We start from the raw sequence: 15,761 nt of genomic DNA on the forward strand, positions 1-15,761 counted from the left end.
CCGACACGGGGATTTTCAATCCCCTGCTCTACCGACTGAGCTATCGAGGCGTTACCGGCTACTGCCGAACAACGGGGCGTATTAAACTATTTTTTGTCGATTCGGTCAATAACTAAATGCAAAAAAATGAAAAAAAACAACATACTTGAACAGTTAATCAACAATATGTTGATAAAAACGACAAAAACACTAAACGTAGTAAAATAGCCCGTATTTACGGTTGACAAAAAGCGGCGTAATGCCGCTGTTTCTTTTTTACCGGGTTATAACCGACAATTTGATAGTATCGGTTTGTCGTCGCCTTCAACTAATGTTGCCGTATCGCCTTTAGTTAATAGTTCATAAGTGTAATTACTGCTTAACGCCTTATAAATCGCGCCGGAAGCGGATTTCACTTGTTTTAACGGCACCATTTCATCCATTTGATTAATAATCGCGTAAGATTGCTTACCTGAATTGACATAAACCACTTCCAACGTTTTGTTATCGTCACAAGTATAAACATAACGTCCAATATCTCTATTCAACTGCGCTGCTTGTACATTTACCGAAGCCAATAACACCGTACCGGCGACAGCTAAAAAAGTTTGCTTGATTTTCATAATACTCTCCTATGGTGAATCATCAATGCGAAGGGTTAGATAAGTTTGACAAAAAATAGTTCGCCAATGAAATAAAAACTATATTGATGTGTACTATAACAGATATGCCATTGAGCACCGCATTGAACGCCCGTCAATAGCGAAAGTAGAAGAACCCACAAAGCAACAAAGCCGACCAAAATAAGCCGCTTAGCATCACCGCGAGTTTGAACGCGAAATGTTTGGTTTTGTGATGGAAACGTTGCATACCACAATAAACGCCGGCAAAACCGCCGGAAAGACAGAAAAGGAAAAAGGTATTTTCAGGAACACGCCATCCATGGCGTACTGCGCGAATTTTGTCTTTTCGCATTAAAAAATAAGCGGTGATATTCACCGCCACTAACCATGTAATCAACACCAAGAAATAAATCATTGCGGGTAAACCGGCAAACGCTTACAAATCGCTAAGACTTTTTCTTTGGTTGCCGTAATCACTTGCGCCTCGTTTTCTTTGCCGATGGCGTCTAACACGTCGCACATCCAGCCGGCCAATTCACGACAATCTTGCTCGTTAAAGCCGCGACGGGTAACGGAAGGTGTACCAACTCGGATACCGGAAGTAATAAACGGTTTTTGCGGATCATTCGGTACGGAGTTTTTGTTCACGGTAATATTCGCTTTGCCTAATGCGGCATCGGCAGCTTTACCGGTTAAACCGTGGCTGACTAAATCCACTAAGAACAGGTGATTTTCCGTGCCGTTGGATACCACTTTATAACCGCGTTGTTTAAATACGTCTACCATGGCTTTAGCATTTTTTAACACGTTTTGCTGATACACTTTGTATTCCGGCTCCAAGGCTTCTTTAAAGCACACCGCCTTCGCCACAATAATATGTACCAACGGACCGCCCTGCCCAGCTGGGAAAACGGCGCTGTTAAGTTTTTTATAGATTTCTTCATCGCCGCAAGACGAAAGAATCAAGCCGCCACGTGGCCCTCCCAAAGTTTTGTGGGTCGTTGTGGTTACCACGTGAGCATGTGGCAATGGGTTCGGATAAATCCCGGCAGCGATCAAACCTGCAACGTGCGCCATATCCACAAATAAATATGCGCCCACTTCATCGGCAATTTCACGCATTTTTTTCCAATCTACTACTTGAGAATATGCGGAGAACCCCCCGACAATCATTTTCGGTTTTATGTCGTGCGCTTGTTTGCGTAATGCATCGTAATCAATCAGTCCTTCATCGGTAATGCCGTATTGTTCCGCGTGATAAATCTTACCGGAGAAACTCACGGACGCACCGTGGGTCAAATGGCCACCGTGCGCCAAACTCATGCCTAAAATGGTATCGCCTGGGTTGAGTAACGCCATATAAACCGCCGCATTGGCCTGCGAACCTGAGTGCGGTTGTACGTTCACATAGTCCGCGCCGAATAATTCTTTCGCGCGATCAATGGCAAGCTGTTCCACAATATCTGCGTACTCACAACCGCCGTAATAACGTTTACCCGGATAACCTTCCGCATATTTGTTGGTGAATTGCGAACCTTGCGCTTCCATCACGCGCGGACTAGCATAGTTTTCAGATGCGATTAATTCAATATGTTCTTCCTGACGACGATTTTCATTTTGAATGGCTTGCCATAACACGGGATCGTAGTCGGCAATAGTCATATTTTTTGTAAACATTCTGTTCTCCTGTGGGTAATATAATTAAGGTCGTATAGTGTAATCATTTATTCGATGAACTTTAACTCATATTTTTTCATTGGATTAATGAAATAAACTCATATGTAAAGCTCAATTATTTTTTCTGCTCACGCGCCACCGCACGATAACCGATGTCTCGGCGATAGAAACGTCCGTTCCAATGAATTTGTTCGGCAAGTTTTAAGGCTTTTTGTTGCGCTCTAAATACGCTCTCGCCTAATGCGGTAACACATAACACACGCCCACCGTTGGTGAGCAATTTGCCATCTTTGGCTGCCACGCCAGCTAAGAAAGCTTTTTCACTTTCAACTGCACTTTGTGGAAGCCCTGTGATTTCGTCACCCTTGCGATAATCGCCCGGATAGCCTTCTGCCGCCAACACAATACCTAAGGACGCTTTCGGATTCCATTGCGATTTCACTTCATCCAGTTTGCCATCACAAGCTTTGAGGCAAAGTTCTACAAGATCGGACTCCAAACGCAACATAATCGGCTGGGTTTCCGGATCACCAAAACGGCAGTTAAATTCAATCACTTTCGGCTGACCATTCGGCATAATCATCAAGCCGGCATATAAGAAACCGGTGTACACATTGCCTTCTTGCGCCATGCCGTTCACGGTCGGGTAAATCACTTCGCGCATAATGCGATCGTGGATTTCAGGCGTAACGACCGGAGCAGGCGAATACGCCCCCATACCGCCGGTGTTCAAACCGGTATCCTTTTCGCCCACGCGTTTATGGTCTTGGCTGGTTGCCATCGGCTCCACGTTTTTGCCGTCCACCATCACAATAAAACTGGCTTCTTCGCCGTCTAAAAATTCTTCAATCACCACGCGACTGCCCGCTTCACCAAAGGCATTGCCGGAAAGCATATCGCGCACAGCATCTTCCGCTTCTTGCAACGTCATCGCCACAATCACGCCTTTACCCGCAGCCAAACCATCCGCTTTCACCACAATCGGCGCGCCTTTCTCGCGTAAATAAGCCAATGCCGGTTCCACTTCGGTGAAGTTTTGATATTCCGCCGTTGGGATCTGATGACGCGCCAAGAAATCTTTGGTAAAGGCTTTGGAACCTTCCAACTGCGCAGCCGCTTGAGTCGGTCCAAAGATTTTTAACCCTGCCGCACGGAATGCATCCACCACGCCAATCACAAGCGGTGCTTCAGGCCCCACGATGGTTAAACCGATTTGATGTTCTTGGGCAAATTTCACCAAAGCAGGAATATCGGTGGCGGAGATATTAACGTTTTCCACGTTGTTTTCTAAGGCTGTACCTGCGTTGCCGGGCGCGACAAAAACTTTCGTCGCAAGAGGAGATTGTGCTGCTTTCCAAGCAAGGGCGTGTTCACGACCGCCGTTTCCGATGATGAGGATGTTCATGGTGTGTCCTTGTGAGTTATGAATTCTATTTTTTAGCTTTTAATGACTTTCTTTTATTCATTTACATCGAATTTCGCTCGATGAGCGACCTACTTTTTCTTTGCTTGTGCAAAGCAAAAGTAGGCAAAAAGAAAGCACCCCCTGCTTTGCCTTGTTTCCTGAAAAATTGGGAATTTGCTTAACGGAAATTTTTGAACTCACTACGCTCAAACATGCAAAAATTTCCTACAAATTCCCAATTTTTCAGGCGGCAAAGAAGGGAACCCGATTTATTCTTTCTACGATTTAAAGTACGGTTGATTCAGAAAGTTTTTATCTAACCAATTCCCCTCTTTAGCAAAGAGGGGTAGGGGAGATTTGGCAGAAGTTATTTCAACCTCATAGTACATTTAGTATCGTTTAAATCTCCCCCTCGCCCCCTCTTTACGAAAGAGGGGGAAATAAGTAAGTCACTCATTGAGCGAAGTTATGACATAAATTAATGACGAAAATGTCTCATCCCCGTCAACACCATCACCATCCCATGCTCATCCGCCGCATCAATCACTTCTTGATCGCGCATAGAACCGCCCGGGTGGATGACACACTGAATCCCCACTTTCGCCGCGGCATCAATGCCATCGCGGAATGGGAAGAAGGCATCGGATGCCATCACGCAACCTGCCACGTCTAAACCTTCGTCTTGCGCTTTAATGCCGGCGATTTTGGCAGAATAAACACGGCTCATTTGACCGGCGCCGATGCCGATGGTTTGGCTGTTTTTCGCGTAAACAATGGCATTGGATTTCACAAATTTCGCCACTTTCCAACAGAATAATAAATCTTTCAGTTCTTGTTCGTTCGGTTGACGTTTGCTGACCACTTTTAAGTCGTCTAAGCCGACCATGCCTAAATCCGCGTCTTGCACTAATAATCCGCCGTTTACGCGTTTGAAATCCAAACGTTCGTTACGTCCGTGCCATTCGCCACATTCAAGCAAGCGGACGTTTTTCTTACGTTTTACCACTTCGATAGCTTCTGCAGAAACTTTCGGCGCAATAATCACTTCTACGAATTGGCGTTCTACGATTTCGTTTGCGGTGGCTTCGTCTAATTCACGGTTGAACGCGATAATCCCGCCAAAGGCAGAAGTTGGGTCGGTTTGATAAGCGCGGTTGTAGGCTTCCAGAATATCTTTGCCTAACGCCACGCCGCATGGGTTGGCGTGCTTGACGATCACGCACGCCGGCTCGTCAAATTCTTTCACGCATTCTAGCGCCGCATCGGTATCGGCAATGTTGTTATAGGAAAGGGCTTTGCCTTGAAGTTGGGTTGCGGTTGCCACGCTGGCTTCTTTCACGTTTAAATCCACATAGAACGCGGCATTTTGGTGGGAATTTTCGCCGTAACGCATGGTTTGTTTACGCACGAAGTTCAAGTTTAAAGTGCGTGGGAATTGACCGCACTTGGCATCTGCATCTTCTTCCGCCGCGACATGATAAGGTTTCACTAACTGACCGAAATAGTTCGCGATCATGGAATCGTATTGTGCCGTATGTTCAAAAGCTTTAATCGCTAAATCAAAACGGGTTTCCAAAGTAAGACTATTTTGATGTTGATCCATTTCCGCAAGAATTGTATTGAAATCATTGTTATTGACCACGATCGCCACATCCTTATGGTTTTTCGCTGCAGAACGCACCATAGTTGGGCCGCCAATGTCAATGTTTTCTACCGCATCTTCAAGGGTGCAATTCGGTTTTGCTACGGTAGCAGCAAACGGATATAAATTCACCACCACCATATCAATGCCTTCAATGCGGTGCTGTTTCATGACTTCATCGTCCGTACCGCGGCGACCTAAAATGCCGCCATGCACTTTCGGATGTAAGGTTTTCACGCGACCGTCCATCATTTCCGGGAAACCAGTGTAATCAGACACTTCGGTGACCGGCAAGCCATTTTGTTCTAACAATTTTGCGGTGCCGCCGGTGGAAAGTAATTTCACGCCACGCGTTACTAAACCTTGAGCAAATTCCACAATACCGGTTTTGTCTGAAACGCTTAATAAAGCCTGACGAATAGGACGATCTGTCATTGTATTTTTCCTTTATTAATTGGTAAAAAAATAGGCGCGCATTATAACGCAAACGGTTGCGTAAATATAGGGACAGAAAAAGGACTTTTACGGTTTATGAATAACCGGGTTAAAAACCCAATTTTTCAATCCAATTTAAAAATGTCGGCGCATCCATAAAACCTGTTACGCGGCTATTTGCGAGCTCATTGCCGGCTTTATCAAGAAATAAAATCGTCGGCAAACCCAGTACTTGATAACGTTCCATAATGGCTTTATTTTCTTCACCGTTTTGAGTCATATCCACTTGAAGCAATAACAGATTATTAAAGGCTTGTTGCACTTTTTCATGGCGAAACGTGTATTTTTCAAACTCTTTACAGGCGACGCACCAATCGGCATAAAGATCCAACATCGCCAGTTTGTGTGGATTGTTCGCCAAGGCTTGCTCCAGTTCTTGCAGGCTTTCAATGCGGTGGAATTTCACAGGCTCAACTTCACCATTGGAAGTCGTGTAGAGCACCGCATTGGAACCTTGCCAGACAAGGGTTTGCAGAGGTTGCGCGGCAATCACGGCGCAAACCAAAGACAAAACTTTCAACGCATAAGCGAAACCATTTTTCGGCATTTGCAGCGCAAACCAAACAAAGAACGTCGTCGCCAATAACGCCCACAAACGCGGTTCCCAGCCTTCCGGCAAAATGCGCGAAAGTAAAAACACCGGCAAGGCGAGCATTACAAAACCGAAAGTACTTTTCACCGTGTTCATCCACTCGCCGGATTGCGGCAAAATTTTGTTACCGAATAGCGTAATCAGCATCAACGGCACACCCATGCCAAGCGCCAATAAATACAAGGTGACGGCGCCGGTAAATAAATCACCACTTTGTGCTACATACAGCAACGCACCGGAAAGCGGCGCCGATGTACAAGGCGACGCAACCAAGCCTGCAATCATGCCCATGAAGAATGCGCCGCCGAATGCGCCGGAGGTTTGTTTTTGGCTTAAAGCGTTCAGCTTGGTTTGTAGAGAACTCGGTAATTGCAACGTAAACACGCCGAACATAGAAAGTGCGAGCAAAACGAACATGACCGATAGCGCGATCATTACGTAAGGATGTTGCAAGGCGATTTGAAACGGCAGCCCTATGGCAGCGACCGCTAAACCGAGCAACGTATAAGTGAGCGCCATACCTTGCACGTAAAGGAAACTCAAGGAAAAGGCACGCGCCATATTCGGGCGATTTTGCCGGCCGATCACAATTGCCGACAACAACGGCAACATCGGTAATACGCAAGGCGTGAAAGCTAAGCCTAAACCTAGCAGGAAAAAGCCTAACACTGCGTATTTATGCCGAAACAAACCGGCAGCAAGTTGATCTTGCGGCGCCGACAAGGGCTGTTCGGCAATTGAACGCGCGCCCGTTTTTTCAAAAGTCTGCGCTGACGTAATTAAATCACCCACACGTAAAGATTTTATTTCCGGAGGATAACAAAACCCATCGGTGCAGCCTTGGTAACGGATTTCAATGCGGTCCTCCGGCGTAAAGGCGTTTGCAGCGGAGAAAGTCGCATCTAGCGGTTTGGTGAATACGTTCACTGCGCCGAAATAAGGATCCTGATGAATTTCCGGCGGTTGCGCAAACGTCACCGCAAGTGTCTGTTCTACAGTAGCTACGCTAATTTTATCTTGATACAAATAATAGCCGTCCGCCGTATTCCAGTGGACATGTAACTGATGTTTATCGGGGGAAAGTTGGATGGAAAGTGGAAAAGCGTCTTCTACTTTTAAAAAGGTTGTTTGAGATTTATCCAATAAACCCGCTTGTGTCGCGAATGCAGTAAAAAACAGGCTAAAAATAAGGAAACATTTTTTCATAAAAAAGGGGTCATGAGGTTGGCGTGGCGAGATTTTAACATAAAGAAATTTGAAACCCTAAAAATATGATTTAGATCATAAAAATAGAAGGATCACAAAAAATAGCCGCTGTTTTCCATTGTTACAACAATGTTACAAAGCTAAAATACGCCTCACTAAAAATAAGTAAAAGGATTGAAAATGGCAGCACCGCAAATTCTTATTGTTGAAGATGAAGCCGTGACCCGCAATACATTGAAAGGGATTTTCGAAGCGGAAGGTTACATCGTGCTTGAAGCCGAAGAAGGGAAACAAATGCACCGAGTATTAAAAAATAATTCGGTTGATTTGGTAGTAATGGACATTAATTTGCCCGGTAAAAACGGTTTATTATTGGCGCGCGAATTACGAGAATACGCCAATTTGCCGCTGATTTTTTTAACCGGTCGCGATAACGAAGTGGATAAAATTTTAGGTTTAGAAATCGGTGCTGATGATTATATCACCAAACCTTTTAACCCACGCGAACTTACCATCCGCGCGCGAAATTTGTTACACCGCGTGATGGCGCAACACGAAAAAGAAAACCGAAGCGGACGAGAATTTTATCGTTTTAACGGTTGGACATTGAATTTAAACAGTCATAATTTAATCAATCCGGAAGGCGAAGAATTTAAATTGCCGCGCAGCGAATTTCGCGCCATGTTACATTTCTGTGAAAACCCGGGCAAATTGCAAACCCGCGAAGAATTGTTGATGAAAATGACTGGGCGCGAGTTAAAACCGCAAGATCGTACGGTGGACGTCACTATTCGTCGCATCCGCAAACATTTTGAAGATCACCCCGGCACGCCTGAAATTATCGCCACGGTGCATGGCGAAGGTTATCGTTTCTGTGGCGAAATCGAATAAAGACCAAGATAACGCAAAGAAAGGCTGAGGATTCAGCCTTTTTCTTTCCCCCTCTTTTTGCCATCACCGCACAGATTCGGTAGAATCTGCGGAAATTTTTTCACCGGATCAAATTATGACAAAGAAAAAACTAAAACCGGGTTCAAACACCATTGCACTGAATAAACGCGCACGCCACGATTATTTTATTGAAGACGAAATCGAAGCCGGGCTTGAATTGCAAGGCTGGGAAGTCAAATCCATGCGCGCCGGCAAGGCAAATATCAGCGACAGCTACATTATTTTCAAAAATGGCGAGGCTTATTTGTTCGGCGCGACCATTCAGCCGTTAAGTTTGGCTTCAACCCATGTAGTATGCGATCCAACGCGAACGCGTAAACTTTTGTTAAAGCAACGCGAACTTGAATCGCTGTTCGGCAAATCCAGCCGCGACGGGTTCACCATCGTCGCGCTTTCCCTTTATTGGAAAGGCGCATGGGCAAAAATTAAAATCGGCTTAGCGAAAGGAAAAAAACAACACGACAAACGCGATGATATTAAAGATCGTGAATGGAAAGTCGCAAAAGAGCGAATTATGAAAAATGCGCGTCGCGGCTAAAGGGACGTTTTTAAAAAGGGAAGCATTTTTAAAACGTCGCACAACGCCCGAACCTTGGGCAAGATGCCTCATCTTGAGGTTATTAAGAAGTCTATCGAAGCAAAATCCAACCTTATTATTGATCTCTAAAAATAGCACCGCATTGAAACCCCTTCCAATGCGGTGCTATTTTTTGACTCCAACTTAAACCGTTCGGTCAGAACTCAAGGCTTATAAATAAACTCAACGCCTTCGTCATCTTCTTCCGTCCAATCATCGTCCCAATCTTCGTCATCCACTTGATGTTCGGCAAGTTGTTCTTGGTGATAATCTTCCCATTTGAATTTCACTTCTTCCGGTGCGCTTTCCGGCACCTCGGCTTCGCGCGGGTGAGCAATAATGAAGTCCATAATATCGCGACATAACACTGGCACGTTTTTACCGGTGGCGGCGGAAATGAGGTAATAATCACCGTCCCAGCCAAGACGCTCGACGATGTCTTCGGCGCGTTCGCGCGCTTCTTCATCGCTCATGGTGTCGATTTTATTGAACACCAACCAAGTCGGTTTTTCGGCGAGTTTTTCGCTGTATCGGAACAATTCCGCTTCAATAATCGCCATGTTATCCGCCGGATCGGAACCGTCAATCGGGTTAATATCCACCAGATGAATTAACACGCGACAACGTTCCAAGTGTTTCAAGAAACGAATGCCTAATCCCGCGCCGTCCGCCGCGCCTTCAATTAAGCCGGGAATATCCGCCACCACAAAGCTGTTCGCGTCGTCCACTTTCACCACGCCGAGGCTCGGCACCAAGGTGGTGAACGGATAATCCGCCACTTTCGGTTTGGCGGCGGAAACGGCACGAATAAAGGTCGATTTTCCCGCATTTGGTAAACCGAGCATACCTACATCAGCGAGCAACATTAATTCTAAACGCAAATCGCGTTTTTCACCCGGCGTCCCCATGGTTTTTTGACGCGGCGCGCGATTTACAGAAGATTTGAAACGAGTGTTGCCTAAGCCGTGATAACCGCCTTTCGCCACCAACATTTTTTGTCCGTGTTTGGTGAGATCGCCCAAGGTTTCTTTGGTGTCGTTGTCAATGGCGCGCGTGCCCACCGGCACCGGTAAAATAATGTCTTTACCGCGACGGCCGGTACAATCCGAACTACGACCGTTTTCACCGCGTTCGGCAGCAAAGCGTTTGTTAAAGCGGTAGTCGATTAACGTGTTAAGATTCTCGTCTGCCACTAAATACACGTCACCACCGTCGCCACCATCGCCGCCATCCGGCCCGCCTTTCGGGATAAATTTTTCACGACGAAAACTCACGCAACCGTTGCCGCCGTCGCCCGCTTCCACGCGGATGAGGGATTCATCAATAAATTTCATATTTTTCCTGTTCTGTTCAGTTATTTTTAAGTCGGCGTATTCTAGCAGAATCTCGCGATAAGTTCGCGGGATAAAACGGGAGGAAAAGAAAAACCGACCAGGGATAAAGTGCGGTCGGTTTTAAGATAGTTTTAGAAATTAGAATCGCCAGTCGGCCACCAGCATCACGTTAAGCGGTCTGCCGTAGAAATTATTAATACCCATGGTACGAACGCGTGCATTTTCGTAATAGCGTTTATCCGTTAAGTTGGTTCCGATCAAACTTACACTGAAGTGTTTATTCGCTTGATAACGAATATCCGCATCAATTAAGCCGTAACCACCTTGTTTAACGCCCCACAAGCTATCCGTTTTGCTTTGAATGGTCGTGCCTGCGCCGATCGACCATTTTCTATCGTCAAACGGTAACGTGTAGCTGGTATAAAGGCGGAACATATGTCTTGGCGTATGTTTACTGAAATTTGTTCCGGCAGTAAATCGGCTACCTTCAGTTTCTCGGTATTCGCTCATATTAAAGGTATAACCGGCGAACATTTGCCAATTTTCCGTTAACGCGCCCGAAACTTCGGCTTCAAAACCACGACTGCGAATCTTGCCGATTGAAGTATAAGCCCAGTTACCGGCACTATTGCGGACGTTTAAATCATAAGGGCGATTTTTTTGAATAATTTGGAAAAAAGCAAGCGAGCTGTTTAATTTTCCGTCGGCAAACCAATCGGATTTCCAACCGAATTCATAGTTAGTCCCTTCGATTGGATCAAGCAAATTGTTGTCCATATCGCGGTTTGTTTGCGGTTTTTTGATGGTTGTATAGCTGGCGTATAAGCTATGTTTATCATTCAAGTCATAGGTAATACCGAAATAAGGAACAAAAGAATTTTTGCTATATTGCGTAGAAACGCCGGTTTTATTGTTATCAAACCTGTATGTCCAACGGGTGTAACGTCCGGCGGTAATTAAATGTAATTTTTCCGTAGGATTAAAACGTACGCCCATTGAAAAGGCGTTATTTACGATGTCTTTTGCAGTGTCAGTATAATTCGCATTACCCGTCGACCAATCGGGACGCGGCACGCTGTTCCAGTTATAAGTGTAAATGTTATAAGCATTGGCAGAGCGGGCTTTCCACGGATTATAGGAATCTTGTTTTTCTTTCGAATAAGAATTCATAAAGAAAATATCGTGAGTTTGCCCAAGCAAATCAAATTTACCGTTTAAGCGGTTTTGCCAAGAAATTTGCGAACCGTGATTATCGTAAAGCTGAATATTGTCGGTTGCGCCGGTAAAAATGCCATTCTGACCGATACCGACGAATCTTCCGCCGGTATTCGCAGCGAGGGCAAATTCTTGTCTTGATGACGAACGGATGTAATTGACTTTACTTTCCCATTTCCAATTATCGTTAAAGAAATGTTCAAACTCCGCAAAAACGTTGCGTTTATAAAATACCGTTTCGTTCCAAGGCGCACCTAAATAAGTTTTACGAGAAAGATTTAAGTCGAAACCATTTCCCATTGGAACGCCGTAGAAATCCGGCGTACTTTTCACTTTTTGGAACATACCGCCCAGCGTTAATAGACTGCTGTCGCCTAAATCGGCTTCAATCACACCATAAATAAGTTTTGTATCACCGTCCACATTATCTTTAAAGGTTTTATCGCGGCTTCCTTGTGCGATAAGGCGTCCGCGAATTGTTTTAGACGGGTTTAAACTTCCCGATACGTCAGCGATTCCAACGGTTTTACCAAAGCGATCGAAAGATACGGAACCACTCAATTGAGTGGTTTCGGTAGGCTTTTTGCGCACCGCATTGATCGTACCGCCCGGTTCGCTGTTTGACTGAGTTAAGCCGGTTGCGCCGCGAACCACTTCAATATGATCATAAATTGCAAGGCTGGACATACTTTGCGGATCGTTATACGGATTTCCCGATGCACCGGCGACGGTTGTTGAAATGCCGTCTTCTTCCATTTGATCAATGTAAAAGCCACGCGATTGGTAACGCCAGCGCGTGGCATCAGGAATCACATTAATACCGGTGATTGTTTTTAAGGCGTCTTCCATAGTAGTGATTCGTTGTCGGTCAAGGCGTTCTTTGGTAATCACACTCACCGATTGTGGCGTTTCTTTCGGACTTAATTCCAGTCCCGTTGTGGTTTTCATCGCAGAAGTGGTATAGGACTTGGTATTTTCCGTAGCGGTCACATTGGATGCGGTGCTCACATTGATCACATCCAATTGTTCGTTGGCAAAGGCAGTGCTGTGAAGGGCTAAAAAGAGCGTGCTAAACGTGAAAAGATGCCACTTATTTGTTGGTTGATTGTGCATAAAATTGATCCAAGGAAATAAAAAATAACTTCATCAAATGATATTTATTCGCATTTAAAAATGCGTGCGAATAATAGCAATTCTTTTTTATTCCGTAAAGATTGATTTTTATGCGATCGGTTTCAATTGATAGCGGCGATTAAACAAGTCTTGCCACTCGTTTTGATGAGTAATGCCGATCACAATCGTTTCCGGCAATCGGCACTTAAGCAATTTGAATAATTCACGTGCGGAAACAACGTCCAACTGATTAGCGGTTTCGTCAAAGAAAATGAGTGCCGGGCGCAAAATCAACGCGCGAGCAAAGGCGATACGTTGTTGTTCGCCGCCGGAAAGGATTTGCGACCATTCGCGTTCTTCCGTTAGCGACGCACATAAATGTGCCAGTCCGACATCCTGTAATACATTTTCAAAAACATTTGGAAAATCGACCGCACTTTTCGGATAACAAAGCAGGTTATCCAGCCGATCTTTGGCCAGATAGCTTTTTTGCGGCAAGAAGAGTAAGGCGCTGTCCGGTAAACTGAAACTGCCGTTCAATGGCGGCCACAAACCGGCTAAAGTGCGCAACAGGCTGGTTTTGCCGATGCCGCTCGCGCCTTGCAAATGCAACCAATCGCCGGGTTGTAAGCATAATGAAATCGGTTCAAATAACGGCGTTGATTGAGCGGGTAAGGCGACTTGTAACTGTTCACAAATCAACTCGTTCCCTTGCTTTTTCGGTTCCGCATAAGCGGGGAGCGCATTAAGGGATTGTTGAAATTCCCACAACCGTTGCACCGTGGCGGACCATTCCATAATGCGTTTATAAAAATCCATAAACCAGCCGAAACCGTCCTGTACCGAACTGAACGCCGAACGCGCCTGCATCATGGTGCCGAAGGTAATGGTTTTGGCCAGATATAAAGGCAACACGGCAAACAGCGGCAGAATATTGGTGAGGCGTAAATAAGACGCGCTGAACACTTCCAGTTTGAATTCCCGTCCCATAATGGCGTGCCAGTTTCGCACAATGCGACTAAAGCGCTGTTCAATGCGGTGCTGTTCGCTAGGTTCACCTTGGTAGAACGCAATTTGCTCGGCGTGGTTGTGTAAGTTTAACAAGCCGCGACGATAATCGGCTTCGGCTTGTTGTTTTTCAATGTTTAACGGCAGCAGGCGGCGACCGATGAAATGGGTGAATAAACTGCAAATTAAGGTATAAATTAGCACCAACCAAACCAAATAGCCCGACAATCGAATCGTGGTGCCGGCAATTTCAAATTCAATTACACCGGATATTTGCCATAAAATGCCGACAAATGCCACGATCTTGGCGATATTCATACATAAATTTTTTAACAGATCGAGGCTTTTTTCCGCCAGCATCGCCACATCTTCGGCAATTCGTTGATCCGGGTTGTCCGGCTCCTGTTTCAGGGTTAAGCGATAAAGCTTGTGTTGTGTTAACCAGTTTTCTTCAAATTGGCGGGTTAAATGCGTCCGCCAGCGAATAATCAAGAGCTTGCGCAACCAACTGCCGATGGCGACACATAATACTACTAATGCCATATAGCCCAAATATTGTAAGGATAGCGGCAGAATTTTCTCGGTTTCAAATGCCGTGAGGGCATCGTAGAAGGCTTTATTCCAATGATTAATGTAAACGCCGACTTCAATAATCAACAAACTAAAGCCTAAAACGCCCGCCAATAAGCCAGCCATTGCTTGCGGTTACACCAATAGGGACGGATGAGTCGATAGAAGTGGCTAAGGGTTTGCATACTAGGATTTATTTGGAATGAGTTTGTGTCCGATGGCGGATAAAATCGCGCCGCATACGACAATAAACGCGCCGATATAGCTCAGGATATTGAGTTCCGGCGCGGGGAAATCGGTCGGATCAATGTAATGAACAAGGTGAGCAAATAAAATGGTAAATAGCGGAACCAGAGTGATGACTACGCTGACTTTGGATACTTCCCAGCGATTTAAGGCTTCGGCATAAGCGCCGTAGCCGAACAAGGTGTTTACGCAGCAGTAAATAAAGCAGCCGAAGGCAAATGGCGTTAATTCACGGACTTGTGAAAATTCGGCAAAGGGCGTGAAAACCATGGCGCAGCCGAAATACATCATGAATAAAATTTGTTGCGCGCTGAATTTTCTGAGCATGAGTTTTTGCGCCATGCCGTAGGCAACCCACACCAAGGCAGCGCTAATACTGATAAATACGCCGGTGGAGTATGTGTTTAATCCGCTGAAGATTTCCAATCGATCGTTAAAAAATAAGCCTAAACCGATGAGTAGCAAAACCAAGCCGATTTTTTGGTGTAAGCCCAGCTTTTCTTTAAAGACAAGCACGCCGCAGATGAGCATACCAAAAGAGGATAAATGGATAAAAATTTGCGCTACGGAAGGTTCGATGTAATTTAACGAGCTGTTAAATAAGAAAAAATTTCCCGCTAATCCCATTACGCCGATAATTGCCAACCCGGCAAAATAGCCAAGTTTAGAGAAATCGGGTAAGGCTTTTTTATAAGCGAGTAATAACAAGAGGGCGCAAGTTGCTACAACAAAGCGATACCAAACAATGGTTTGCGCATTCATCACCGCGACGACCTGTTTTAAGGCAATCGGCAGGGAGCCCCACGCCATGGCGGTAATCAATGCAAAAAGGAAACCTAACAGGGGTTGTTGTTTCATTATTTCATCTACAAAAAATGCCCCGCATGAAAGCAGGGCATTTTATTCTGTTTTAGTAAAATTATTCGGTAACGATACTCACGTATTTACGGCTTTTTTCGCCTTTTACTTCAAATTTTACTTTACCGTCGGCTGTCGCGAATAAGGTGTGGTCACGTCCCATGCCAACGTTGTTGCCTGCGTGGAATTTGGTACCACGTTGGCGAACGATGATACTACCTGCTAATACAGATTCACCACCGAAACGTTTAACACCAAGACGTTTAGCTT

13 protein-coding genes are annotated in these 15,761 nt (G+C 45.3%); 2 read left to right on the forward strand and 11 right to left on the reverse strand.

The genetic code is table 11. The features are described 5' to 3' along the window. Window positions 1–263 precede the first annotated feature (263 nt). The 6 genes from ACO59Y_RS00005 to ACO59Y_RS00030 form a co-directional block, all read right to left on the reverse strand. Entirely contained in the window at window positions 264–602 is a 339-nt protein-coding gene (locus ACO59Y_RS00005; RefSeq protein ID WP_486129542.1) for a c-type lysozyme inhibitor, read from the reverse strand. Window positions 603–735: 133 nt separating this feature from the next. Then, complete coding sequence (locus tag ACO59Y_RS00010) at window positions 736–1,017, reverse strand: DUF1294 domain-containing protein (protein WP_486129544.1); 282 nt, start codon at window positions 1,015–1,017, stop codon at window positions 736–738. After that, the gene (glyA, locus tag ACO59Y_RS00015; protein ID WP_486129546.1) at window positions 1,014–2,279 is read right to left on the reverse strand and encodes a serine hydroxymethyltransferase; all 1,266 of its coding nucleotides are present in this window, start codon (window positions 2,277–2,279) and stop codon (window positions 1,014–1,016) included. Before glyA ends, ACO59Y_RS00010 begins: the two co-directional genes overlap by 4 nt. Window positions 2,280–2,394: 115 nt before the next feature. Next, window positions 2,395–3,684, reverse strand: a complete 1,290-nt coding sequence (purD, locus tag ACO59Y_RS00020) for a phosphoribosylamine--glycine ligase (protein ID WP_486129548.1) — start codon at window positions 3,682–3,684, stop codon at window positions 2,395–2,397. A gap of 478 nt (window positions 3,685–4,162) precedes the next feature. Beyond that, window positions 4,163–5,761, reverse strand: a complete 1,599-nt coding sequence (gene purH, locus ACO59Y_RS00025; RefSeq protein ID WP_486129550.1) for a bifunctional phosphoribosylaminoimidazolecarboxamide formyltransferase/IMP cyclohydrolase — start codon at window positions 5,759–5,761, stop codon at window positions 4,163–4,165. 109 nt (window positions 5,762–5,870) lie between these two features. Continuing rightward, a complete protein-coding gene (locus ACO59Y_RS00030) occupies window positions 5,871–7,619 on the reverse strand; it encodes a protein-disulfide reductase DsbD (protein ID WP_486129552.1) in 1,749 nt (582 codons plus the stop codon). A gap of 180 nt (window positions 7,620–7,799) precedes the next feature. Between ACO59Y_RS00030 and arcA the strand changes: the two genes are divergently transcribed. Together arcA and smpB are read left to right on the forward strand one after the other, a co-directional pair. Further along, window positions 7,800–8,510 (forward strand): two-component system response regulator ArcA, encoded by a 711-nt coding sequence (gene arcA / locus ACO59Y_RS00035; protein WP_486129554.1) that lies wholly within the window; start codon window positions 7,800–7,802, stop codon window positions 8,508–8,510. A 115-nt stretch (window positions 8,511–8,625) separates the two neighbouring features. Then, window positions 8,626–9,108, forward strand: a complete 483-nt coding sequence (smpB, locus tag ACO59Y_RS00040) for an SsrA-binding protein SmpB (protein WP_486129556.1) — start codon at window positions 8,626–8,628, stop codon at window positions 9,106–9,108. Window positions 9,109–9,311: 203 nt separating this feature from the next. Here the strand turns inward: smpB and cgtA are convergent, their stop codons facing one another. The 5 genes from cgtA to rpmA form a co-directional block, all read right to left on the reverse strand. Continuing rightward, window positions 9,312–10,481: an Obg family GTPase CgtA gene (cgtA, locus tag ACO59Y_RS00045; protein ID WP_373603298.1), complete on the reverse strand. Its 1,170-nt coding sequence runs from the start codon at window positions 10,479–10,481 to the stop codon at window positions 9,312–9,314. A 138-nt stretch (window positions 10,482–10,619) separates the two neighbouring features. After that, a complete protein-coding gene (locus ACO59Y_RS00050; RefSeq protein ID WP_486129559.1) occupies window positions 10,620–12,809 on the reverse strand; it encodes a TonB-dependent siderophore receptor in 2,190 nt (729 codons plus the stop codon). 108 nt (window positions 12,810–12,917) lie between these two features. Continuing rightward, on the reverse strand, window positions 12,918–14,513 hold the full coding sequence (locus ACO59Y_RS00055) for an ABC transporter ATP-binding protein/permease (protein ID WP_486129561.1): 1,596 nt from the start codon (window positions 14,511–14,513) through the stop codon (window positions 12,918–12,920). Between the two features lie 60 nt (window positions 14,514–14,573). After that, complete coding sequence (locus tag ACO59Y_RS00060; protein ID WP_486129563.1) at window positions 14,574–15,491, reverse strand: DMT family transporter; 918 nt, start codon at window positions 15,489–15,491, stop codon at window positions 14,574–14,576. A gap of 61 nt (window positions 15,492–15,552) precedes the next feature. Further along, the coding region (rpmA, locus tag ACO59Y_RS00065) for a 50S ribosomal protein L27 (RefSeq protein WP_486129565.1) at window positions 15,553–15,761 on the reverse strand (209 nt) is incomplete at its 5' end.

The organism is Rodentibacter sp. (genome assembly GCF_057314195.1).

Coding starts and splice junctions, on each gene's coding strand:
- ACO59Y_RS00005 (WP_486129542.1), bottom strand. CDS start 602: ATGAAAATCAAGCAAACTTTTTTAGCTGTCGCCGGTACGGTGTTATTG.
- ACO59Y_RS00010 (WP_486129544.1), bottom strand. CDS start 1,017: ATGATTTATTTCTTGGTGTTGATTACATGGTTAGTGGCGGTGAATATC.
- glyA (WP_486129546.1), bottom strand. CDS start 2,279: ATGTTTACAAAAAATATGACTATTGCCGACTACGATCCCGTGTTATGG.
- purD (WP_486129548.1), bottom strand. CDS start 3,684: ATGAACATCCTCATCATCGGAAACGGCGGTCGTGAACACGCCCTTGCT.
- purH (WP_486129550.1), bottom strand. CDS start 5,761: ATGACAGATCGTCCTATTCGTCAGGCTTTATTAAGCGTTTCAGACAAA.
- ACO59Y_RS00030 (WP_486129552.1), bottom strand. CDS start 7,619: ATGAAAAAATGTTTCCTTATTTTTAGCCTGTTTTTTACTGCATTCGCG.
- arcA (WP_486129554.1), top strand. CDS start 7,800: ATGGCAGCACCGCAAATTCTTATTGTTGAAGATGAAGCCGTGACCCGC.
- smpB (WP_486129556.1), top strand. CDS start 8,626: ATGACAAAGAAAAAACTAAAACCGGGTTCAAACACCATTGCACTGAAT.
- cgtA (WP_373603298.1), bottom strand. CDS start 10,481: ATGAAATTTATTGATGAATCCCTCATCCGCGTGGAAGCGGGCGACGGC.
- ACO59Y_RS00050 (WP_486129559.1), bottom strand. CDS start 12,809: ATGCACAATCAACCAACAAATAAGTGGCATCTTTTCACGTTTAGCACG.
- ACO59Y_RS00055 (WP_486129561.1), bottom strand. CDS start 14,513: ATGGCTGGCTTATTGGCGGGCGTTTTAGGCTTTAGTTTGTTGATTATT.
- ACO59Y_RS00060 (WP_486129563.1), bottom strand. CDS start 15,491: ATGAAACAACAACCCCTGTTAGGTTTCCTTTTTGCATTGATTACCGCC.